The organism is Subdoligranulum sp. APC924/74 (assembly GCF_003324125.1).
GTDB classification, from domain to species: domain Bacteria; phylum Bacillota; class Clostridia; order Oscillospirales; family Ruminococcaceae; genus Gemmiger; species Gemmiger qucibialis.
The window spans coordinates 37,687-46,526 of the sequence record NZ_PSQF01000014.1; the positions used below are offsets into that span (position 1 = coordinate 37,687).

An 8,840-nucleotide genomic window follows, 5' to 3' on the forward strand; every position below is an offset into this window, starting at 1 on the left:
ATGACTCGTAAGCTGGCTGGCTTTGGTCTTGCCTTCGCATTGGCAGAGCTGGCCGCGGCGTACCTGCCGCCGTTGGCCTCGCTGCTGACGGCGGCACTTTTTATATCGCTGTTCCTCTTTGCTGCCTTTACCCAGCGCCGGGCGGCCCGCTTTGCGCTGCCCGCCGTGGCAGGGCTGCTGGCTGGCCTGGTGTGGAGCGCTGCTTACCAGCTGGCCGTGGTAAAACCGGCCCAAAGCCTGGCAGGGCAAACCTATGCCTGTACCGCCATTGTGCAGCCGGACGCCGAAACCTCCTGGCAGCCGGGCAATGTGCGGGCAACGCTGCTTATCACCCGGCTGGATGACCGCAAAACCTCGCTTAAAGTATACTGCACAGACCTGCCGTATTCCGAAGCAGGGGATATCATTACCGGGCAGTTTCAACTGCAGCCCCTGCGGGCGGACTCTTACCGCATGTCCCGCTATGCCAAGGGTACTTGGCTTGGGGCATCCTATCAGGCGGATTATATCTGGCAGGGAACCTCGGATGCGCTGCCGTACCGGCTGTACCACCTGCGGCAGGCGGTTGCCAAACGGTTAACCACCTACTTGCCACAAAATCTTGCCGGGGTGGAAGCTGCCATGCTGCTGGGCGAGAAAAGCGAACTGACGGACGAATGGCGTGATACCTTCCGCACGGCGGGCATTGCCCACCTGCTGGCGGTTTCCGGCCTGCATGTGGCGCTGCTGTGCGGCCTGTTTGCCATGGGGCAGGGGCGGCGCAGCCGGTTCTCGGTTCCGCGGGTCCTGCTGCAAATCACGGTTCTGCTGCTCTATATGGGGCTGACAGGGCTGCCGTTCTCGGTGTTCCGTGCGGGCGTTATGTTCCTCATCATGCTGGTGGGCGGCCTTTTGCTCCAGCCGTCGGATTCCCTTACCGCGCTGGCGTTGGCCGCCATCATCATTGGGGTGCAGCAGCCTTTTGCCCCGTGTGATATCGGCTTCCAGCTTTCCGTCTGCGGGGTATTGGGCGTGCTGGCAGCTTCGGCGCTGGCCAAACGGCAAACACAGTTTGTGCAGGTGCGCTATGCGGCCCGCCATAACCAAAGGCGGCAAACCGCCCTGCCGCTGCCCCTTGCCATCGTGCTCCGCGCGGTGGATGCCGTGCAGACTGCGGTACTGGCTACTTTGGCAACCTTACCGGTCTTGCTGCTGCACGGCATGGCAGCCAGTGATGCCGCAGTGCCCGCCAACCTGTTGGTGGTGTGGCTGCTTGGCCCGGCGCTGCGGCTGGGGATTCTGGCGCTGGTGCTTTCCTTTGTGCCGGTGCTGGACCCGCTGTTCCACGGGGCAAGCCTGCTGCTTGGCATTGTGCTGCGCCTGATGACCACCCTGGCCGCCTGGTGCGCGGCTCTGCCGGCGGCCCACATTGCCCTGCCGGTGCGGTATACTTTGTGGGTGCTGGCTGTTTTTGCTGTGCTGGCGGCGCTTTTCTGGCGCACCCGGCAGCTGCGCCGCTTTGTGCCCGTTGGCTTTGTGTGCGCAGTGGCAGCCGTTATGTTGGGCGGCACCATGCAGCGCGATGTGGTACGCCTGGCCATGGTGGGCACCGCGGGCAATGGCTGCGTGGTGGCGGTGCAGAATAACCGCGCCGTGGTGCTCTACCGCGGTAGCGCCGCCAATGGCCGTGCGGTGCAGCAGTACCTGACCCAGAACGGCGCGCCGGAACTTGCCGCAGTGATCGACCTGCGCACCGAACCCGGCGAAATGCCCCTGCAGGCCGCGCAGCTGCTGACCATTGCCGACCTGCCGCAGGGCCTGACCCATCTGCAGCTGCTGGATACCGTGGAAGTTGATTTGCTGCACACCAACGCCGCAGCCCTTGCGGTACTGGATGTCGGCGGCTGGCACGCCGCGGCCAGTGCGGGCAAGCTGATCCTGGCCGAGCCGGTGGCAGTGGATCTGTACTGCGCGGGTGGCAGCTGCCCGGAAGCCATTCAGGCAAAGGCAATTTTGTGCAACCAGCAAACACCCAAATGGCTGTCCAAAGCGGGGGATACCCCTGTTTATTACGATGCCGAAACCCCGACTGCCGTGGTGCGCCCCGGCAAAAGTGTTGTGTATGAGGAGGTGCAGCCCCTTGCTGTACAGTGAAACCGAACTGAAAAAACGTCTCAAGTCCGGCTGCCCGGTGTTTTACTTTTATGCCAGTGATGAAGCTCTGGTGCGCAGCGCCGCCGCCAAAGCCGAAAAGTTTTTGAGCGAAGAAGCCCCCGATACCACCACGCTGGACGGCCCCACCCCCAGTGTGGAGGATATTGTGCTGGCGGCGGGCACCATCTCGTTCTTTGGCGGCCGCCGGCTGGTTATGCTGCCGCTCATTCGTCCGTCTGCCTATTCGGATAAAGATTTGCAGGAGCTCTGCGATACCCTTTCCGATACCGAGAACGCCGTCTTTGTGCTGACCAGCCTGCTGGAAGAAAAATACGGCAAAATCAAGCCTGGCAAGCGGGAGCAAAAGCTCATCGCCGCATGCGAAAAACTGGGCTACTGTGTACAGATCACTAAACCCGGCCGCGCCGCCTTGCAGGAGATGGCCCGCACTTGGGCAGGGGAGTATCACACCACCTTTGCTCCCGGTGCCGAAGCCGCCCTGCTGGACCGCTGCGGCGACGACCAGTTTTTGCTGCAAAATGAGATCGCCAAGCTGGCAGCGCTCAGTGGCTATACCACCATCACTACCCAAATGATTCAGCAGCTTGGCACCGTCACGCTGGACGCTGATACCTTTGATATGGTCAAGCTGGTGGCGGCGGGCAACACCCGCCAGGCTCTGGCCAAACTGCAAACCCTGCTGGAACTGCAAAACGAGCCGATCCTTATTACCGGCGCGCTGATCGGCAACTATCTGGATATTTACCGGGCTTTTTTGGCTAAAAAGAGCCGCCGCCCGCTGGCGGACCTGGCCAAGGATTTTAAGTATACCGGCAAATGGAACTACCGCCTTGGTAACGCGGATCAGACTGCCGCCCGCTTTCAGCGCAGCCAGATCGAAGAAAGCCTGCGCATCCTGCAAAAGCTGGACCTGGATTTGAAAGGCAGCCGCCTGGATGCCCCGCTGCTGATGCAAAAAGCCATCTGCGAACTTTCGCTGGCAAGGAGCCGTGCATGAACCAGAATAAATTGAACCTGACCCAGGCCCTTGTGGTGGAAGGCAAATACGATGCCGCCCGCCTGGCCAACCTTGTGGATGCCACCATCCTGACAACAGACGGTTTTGCTATCTTTAAGGATAAAACCATGCAGGCGCTCTTCAAACGCATTGCCGCCGCCCAGGGCATGATTTTGCTGACGGACTCCGACGCCGCAGGCTTTAAGATACGCCACTACATCACCGGCCTTGTGGGGCCGCAAAACGTGCTGCAGGCCTATATCCCCGCCGTGCCCGGTAAGGAACCCCGCAAACCGGAACCCGGCAAGGAGGGCCTGCTTGGCGTGGAAGGTGTGGACGATGCCCTGATTCTGCAGGGGCTGCATACCGCCCTGGCCGCGGCCCCCCTGCAGGCTCAGCAGCAGAACACGGACCCCATTACCTATACCGATTTGTATGAGTGGGGCTTAAGCGGCAGCGCCAACGCCAGCGAGCGGCGGCGCACGTTCCTGCGCATTCTGGGCCTGCCGCCGCGGCTGAGCAAAAAAGAGATCATTCAGGTACTCAATACGCTGTATACCCGCGACGCATTGCAGGCGCAGCTGGAGGCGATGAAGTAACGGAATTATTGCAAAGTAGAAGGGGGAAACCTATCGGATGGAAAACATTAGGGAAAGGATCGTATCCTGCGCGGGCCGCGTATGGTTCTGCGCAAAAGAGCTGTTGAAATGGCTGGCACTGGCCATGATTACCGGCGTGCCCTGCGGTATCATTGGTGCGGCGTTTGATCTGGCTGTGGAGCATGTAACCGAACTGCGGACCGAACACACCGCCATCCTGTTTTTACTGCCGGTCATCGGCCTTGTCATCGTGGCATTTTATAAAGCGGCAAAGCTGGAGGGCGTTTCGACCGATGATATGATCGACTGCGTCAAGGATGGCAAGCCCATCCGGTTCTGGCTGCTGCCGGTCATGTTTATCAGCACGGTGCTCACCCACTTGGGCGGCGGCAGTGCCGGGCGCGAGGGCGCTGCTTTGCAGATGGGTGGCACCATCGGCTGGTGGGCCGGCGGCGTGCTGCACCTGAATGAGCACGAGCGCCGCATGGCCGTGCAGTGCGGTATGGCGGCGTTCTTTTCCGCTTTGTTCAGCACCCCGCTTGCCGCAACCTTTTTTGCCATGACGATTGTCAACGTGGGCGTTGTGTTCTATGCGGCGTATATCCCGTGCTTTACGGCGGCAATCATTGCCTATGGCGTTGCTCAGCTTATCGGCGTTACCCCTACGCGCTTTGCGGTGGAAGCCCCGGCGTTTGAACCTGCCATGGTCGTGCGGGTCGTGCTGCTGGCGCTGGCCTGCGCGGTGGTGGTGCACCTGTTCTGCTTTGTGCTGCACAGCGCTGCGCACGGCCTGCCCAAGCTGCTGCCCAACCCGTGGGTGCGGGCCTTTTTGGGCGGCTGTGTGGTGGTGGTGTTCACCCTGCTGCATGGCAGCATGCGCTATAACGGCGCGGGCGTGAACATCATCGCCGCTGCGGTGGAACAGGGCCAGGCCCTGCCGTGGGACTGGATCGTCAAGATCCTGCTCACCGCCCTTACCCTCAGCTCTGGCTTTAAGGGGGGTGAGGTCGTGCCCAGCTTTTTTGTGGGGGCAACCTTTGGCTGTGTGGCCGCGCCGCTGCTGGGCATCCCGGCGGGCTTTGGCGCAGCCCTTGGGTTGGCTGGCGTGTTCTGCGGTGCCAGCAACTGCGTGGTGGCATCACTGGTGCTGGCAATCGAGCTGTTCGGTGCGCAGGGACTTTGGTACTTTGCCATCGTATGCGGCATTACCTATGCGCTTTCCGGCTATGCCGGGCTTTACCACAGCCAGCTGTTCCTGACGGATAAGCTGGAACCGGAATACCGCATCATTCGTGGCCACAACCATCATTAAAACCGTATAACCGCAGCCCGCAGCAGGGGGGGAGCCTGCCGCGGGCTGCGGCTTTTATCATTCAACTGCCATAATAAGCGGGCACATCGCCATCCAACAAAAAGCTGGCCAACGGCACCCGTACTTCCACCTGGGTCAGCGCGGCGCGGCCGTTCAGGATAATATTCACTGTGGTTTCCAGCACAAGGTCCGCCGTAAATCGGGTGCGGTTGATGGCGGCGGGCTCCATGGTTTCTTCCATGCGCCCCTCCACATACCCGTCCGGGTTCAGGTGCACCGCCCAGCCCGGCCCCATTTCCAACAGGAAAATGCTGCCGGATAAGCTGCCTAAGGAAATGCTGATGTCATTTTTCGGCATGGTATTCAATGCCTGCTGGGCGGTTTGCACCAGGGCTGCCCGCGCGGTGTTGATCCGTTCGCTGTCCCCCAGCAGGCAGCCACCGTTCAGCGTGTACAGCCCGGCATACCGCTGCGGGTTGGCGGAAAGCTCGCCATAGACCGCTGTGTTCAGGCACTGCACCACAAGGCTGCGGCATTCATGCTGGGCAACTTCCCGCATGGCGGGCCACATGGCATCTTCAATGCAGTCGGCCAGGTGCCAGCAAAGGCAGAAAACTGCCGCTGCCAATGCCAGCCGCCGCCAAAGCGCGGCATGGCGGCTGCGGTGCCCGGCACTGCGGCACTTGCGCATGGGGCATCACCTCCCGCCGCTTTATTTTCCGCGCAGCCCATGCTATGCCCGGCAAAGCAAAAAAGTGAGCCAAACTCCCAAAACTTTCAAAAAATTAGTTGACAAATACCCAACACCCTGTTATAATAACACCTGTCGCCGGTTGAAAAGCCAACCACGGCAAAGCATCTGGGGGTTTAGCTCAGCTGGGAGAGCGCTTGCATGGCATGCAAGAGGTCACCGGTTCGATCCCGGTAATCTCCACCAGAACAAAAGCGCTTGGCAATTTTGCCGGGCGCTTTTTGTTTTATATCGCGTCCAAGCCGCCCACAGGCAGGGCGGCCTTTTCTATATCTGCCCGCAGCCGGGCATACTAAAGTGCATTGAAAAAGTAAACCAAACTCGGAAGAGCAAGCCGAATAACCGCGCAAACGGAGGAAATACTACCATGGAACTGGAGCAGGCCCGCAAACGTGCAGCAGAACTGCGCGCTGTGATTGAAAAGAATAACCGTCTGTATTATGACCAGGACGCCCCGGAACTGGAAGATTACGAGTATGACCAGCTGACCCGCGAGCTGAAAACCATCGAAGCCCAATTCCCGCAGCTTGTCACGCCGGACAGCCCTACCCAGCATGTGGGCGGCACCCCCAGCGGCAAGTTCAGCAAGGTGGCCCACGCTGTTAAAATGGAAAGCCTGCAGGATGCTTTCTCGCTGGATGAACTGCGCGAGTTTGACCAGCGCGTGCGGGAAGCAGGCGTTACGCCGGAATATGTGGTAGAAATCAAAATCGACGGCCTTTCTGTCAGCCTGGAATACCGCAACGGCCGCCTGACCCGCGGCTCCACCCGCGGCGATGGCCTGGTGGGGGAGGACGTGACCGAAAACCTTGCCACCATCAAGTCTATCCCCAAAGAAATCCCCAATGCCCCCGAATTTCTGGAAGTGCGCGGCGAAGTCTATATGCCGCATGAAGCGTTTTTTGCCCTGAAGGAGCAGCAGGAGCTGGAGGATAAAACTCCGTTCAAGAACCCCCGCAACGCGGCGGCTGGCTCTCTGCGGCAGAAAGATGCCAAGATCACGGCAGCCCGCGGGCTTTCTATCTTTGTGTTCAACCTGCAGCAGGTGGAGGGCAAAACCTTTACCACCCACAGCGAAACGCTGGATTATATCAAGTCTCTCGGCTTCCCGGTATCCCCGCGCTATAACGTATATACCAACATTGAGGATGCCATTGCTGAGATCCAGCGCATTGGCGAAGCCCGCGGCACCCTTGATTTTGATATGGACGGCGCTGTTATCAAGGTCAACGATCTTACTGCGCGTCAGGCCCTTGGCAGCACCAACAAGTTTCCGCGCTGGGCTATTGCCTTCAAGTATCCGCCGGAAGTCAAGGAAAGCACTGTCCGTGATATCGAAGTCACTGTTGGCCGCACCGGCGTGCTGACTCCCACCGCGGTGTTTGACCCCATTTTTCTGGCGGGTACCAGCGTTTCCCGCGCCAACCTGCACAATGAGGATATCATCGAAGCGATGGACGTCCGTATTGGCGATACCATCCAGGTGCGCAAAGCGGGGGATATCATCCCGGAAGTCATCGGTGTGGCACGCCACGGCGAAAACTCAGTGCCGTACCATATGCCGCGGGTCTGCCCGTCCTGCGGGGCACCGGTGGTACACCTGCAGGATGAAGCCGCCCTGCGGTGCGTCAACCCGGAATGCCCGGCCCAGAGCCTGCGCAACCTCATCCATTTTGCCTCCCGCACTGCCATGGCCATTGATGGCCTGGGCGAAGCAATCGCCCAGCAGCTGATTGACCGCCAGCTGGTGCACTCAGTAGCAGACCTGTACGACCTGACCAAAGATCAGCTGCTGACGCTGGATAAATTCAAAGCCAAGAGCGCTGAGAACCTGCTCAAAGCCATTGCTTCCTCTAAGCAGAACAACCTGGATAAACTGGTGTTCGGTCTTGGTATCCGCAATATTGGCGATAAAGCCGCCGCCCTGCTGGCTGAGCATTTTGGCAGTATGGACGCCCTGAGAAACGCCGCAGCGGAGGACATCAGCAGCATTGATGGCTTCGGCGGCGTGATGGCGCAGAGCGTGGTGGAGTTCTTTGCCAAAGCCGGTACTGCGGATTTGCTGCACCGCCTGGCCGATGCGGGTGTAAATATGCAGTGGCACGGCGAAAAGAAGGGAACGGCCCTTGCCGGAATGACGATCGTTGTGACCGGCACACTGCCCACCCTTTCCCGCCAGGAAGCCGAGGCCATGATCGTGCAGAACGGCGGCAAGGCCAGCGGCTCTGTTTCCAAAAAAACAGCCTATGTTCTGGCCGGTGCCGCGGCAGGCTCCAAGCTGACCAAAGCCCAAACGCTCGGCATCCCCGTGATTGACGAAGCCGAGTTCCTGCGCATGGTAGCCCCCGCCCCGGCAGAACAGCCGGAACCGGAAGAAGAAACCTGATAAATCAATAAGCGATAAGCAAGAAAACTCCCTCGACAAGCAGTCCCGCATTACCGCGTGGAACGCTGCCGGGGGAGTTATTTTATATTTATCAATATCTGCCCTCATCCCGCCGCGGAGAAACTTTGAAATCTGCTATGAACATTGCAACCAATTTGTAGGGAACGATGTTTGCATCGTTCTGCAAACGGGCTGCACCCAACATTCTACCCACCATACGGCAAATAACCTTTCCCATAGGCCATAATGGTCATCATTACCCCCATAAGCGACAAAAAGAAAAGCACCGTACCTGAACCAGATACGGTGCTTTTTGGTGGAGATTACCGGGATCGAACCGGTGACCTCTTGCATGCCATGCAAGCGCTCTCCCAGCTGAGCTAAACCCCCAGATGTGCTGCTGTCGCCTGACAACGTATTGTATTATAGCAACCAAAACAGCAGTTGTCAATAGATTTTGACAAAAAAGTTTGGGGGATTTTGAAAAAACTGCAAGACAGGGGAACTAAGGCAATACCGCATAATTCTAAGTGCCGATACGGCGAGCGAGGTGCGGCAGATGTCAAGCCAAAAGCGCAGATAATACTGGATGCTGCAAAGGTGAGCGCCGCCAGTGGCGGAAACAGCGAACCGAAGCAGGG

General features: G+C 59.1%; 6 protein-coding genes and 2 tRNA genes. 6 read left to right on the plus strand and 2 right to left on the minus strand.

Features of this window, described 5'->3' with window-relative positions:
• The 4 genes from C4885_RS05950 to C4885_RS05965 are packed head-to-tail and all read left to right on the plus strand — an operon-like array spanning nt 1 to nt 5,062.
• Entirely contained in the window at nt 1-2,133 is a 2,133-nt protein-coding gene (locus C4885_RS05950; protein ID WP_113999456.1) for a ComEC/Rec2 family competence protein, read from the plus strand.
• Nucleotides 2,120-3,151 carry a DNA polymerase III subunit delta gene (holA, locus tag C4885_RS05955; protein WP_158538819.1) on the plus strand — a complete coding sequence of 344 codons (1,032 nt, stop codon included), beginning with the start codon at nt 2,120-2,122 and terminating at the stop codon, nt 3,149-3,151. Before C4885_RS05950 ends, holA begins: the two co-directional genes overlap by 14 nt.
• The gene (locus C4885_RS05960) at nt 3,148-3,750 is read left to right on the plus strand and encodes a toprim domain-containing protein (RefSeq protein ID WP_113999458.1); all 603 of its coding nucleotides are present in this window, start codon (nt 3,148-3,150) and stop codon (nt 3,748-3,750) included. The genes holA and C4885_RS05960 overlap by 4 nt, the downstream gene beginning before the upstream one ends.
• A gap of 37 nt (nt 3,751-3,787) precedes the next feature.
• Complete coding sequence (locus tag C4885_RS05965) at nt 3,788-5,062, plus strand: chloride channel protein (protein ID WP_113999459.1); 1,275 nt, start codon at nt 3,788-3,790, stop codon at nt 5,060-5,062.
• A 61-nt stretch (nt 5,063-5,123) separates the two neighbouring features.
• Here the strand turns inward: C4885_RS05965 and C4885_RS05970 are convergent, their stop codons facing one another.
• On the minus strand, nt 5,124-5,753 hold the full coding sequence (locus C4885_RS05970; RefSeq protein ID WP_113999460.1) for a sporulation protein YunB: 630 nt from the start codon (nt 5,751-5,753) through the stop codon (nt 5,124-5,126).
• A gap of 170 nt (nt 5,754-5,923) precedes the next feature.
• On the opposite strand from C4885_RS05970, the gene C4885_RS05975 reads away from it, so the two are divergent.
• Both C4885_RS05975 and ligA read left to right on the plus strand, forming a co-directional pair.
• Nucleotides 5,924-5,999: transfer RNA gene (locus C4885_RS05975), tRNA-Ala, on the plus strand.
• Nucleotides 6,000-6,180: 181 nt separating this feature from the next.
• Nucleotides 6,181-8,199 carry an NAD-dependent DNA ligase LigA gene (ligA, locus tag C4885_RS05980; protein WP_113999461.1) on the plus strand — a complete coding sequence of 673 codons (2,019 nt, stop codon included), beginning with the start codon at nt 6,181-6,183 and terminating at the stop codon, nt 8,197-8,199.
• Between the two features lie 314 nt (nt 8,200-8,513).
• On the opposite strand, the gene C4885_RS05985 is transcribed toward ligA, so the two are convergent.
• A tRNA-Ala gene (locus C4885_RS05985) sits at nt 8,514-8,589 on the minus strand.
• Between the last annotated feature and the right edge of the window lie 251 nt (nt 8,590-8,840).

What these genes read in the sequence shown, in the direction of transcription:
- C4885_RS05970 (WP_113999460.1), bottom strand. Translation starts at nt 5,753, where the DNA reads ATGCGCAAGTGCCGCAGTGCCGGGCACCGCAGCCGCCATGCCGCGCTT.
- C4885_RS05950 (WP_113999456.1), top strand. Translation starts at nt 1, where the DNA reads ATGACTCGTAAGCTGGCTGGCTTTGGTCTTGCCTTCGCATTGGCAGAG.
- ligA (WP_113999461.1), top strand. Translation starts at nt 6,181, where the DNA reads ATGGAACTGGAGCAGGCCCGCAAACGTGCAGCAGAACTGCGCGCTGTG.
- C4885_RS05965 (WP_113999459.1), top strand. Translation starts at nt 3,788, where the DNA reads ATGGAAAACATTAGGGAAAGGATCGTATCCTGCGCGGGCCGCGTATGG.
- C4885_RS05960 (WP_113999458.1), top strand. Translation starts at nt 3,148, where the DNA reads ATGAACCAGAATAAATTGAACCTGACCCAGGCCCTTGTGGTGGAAGGC.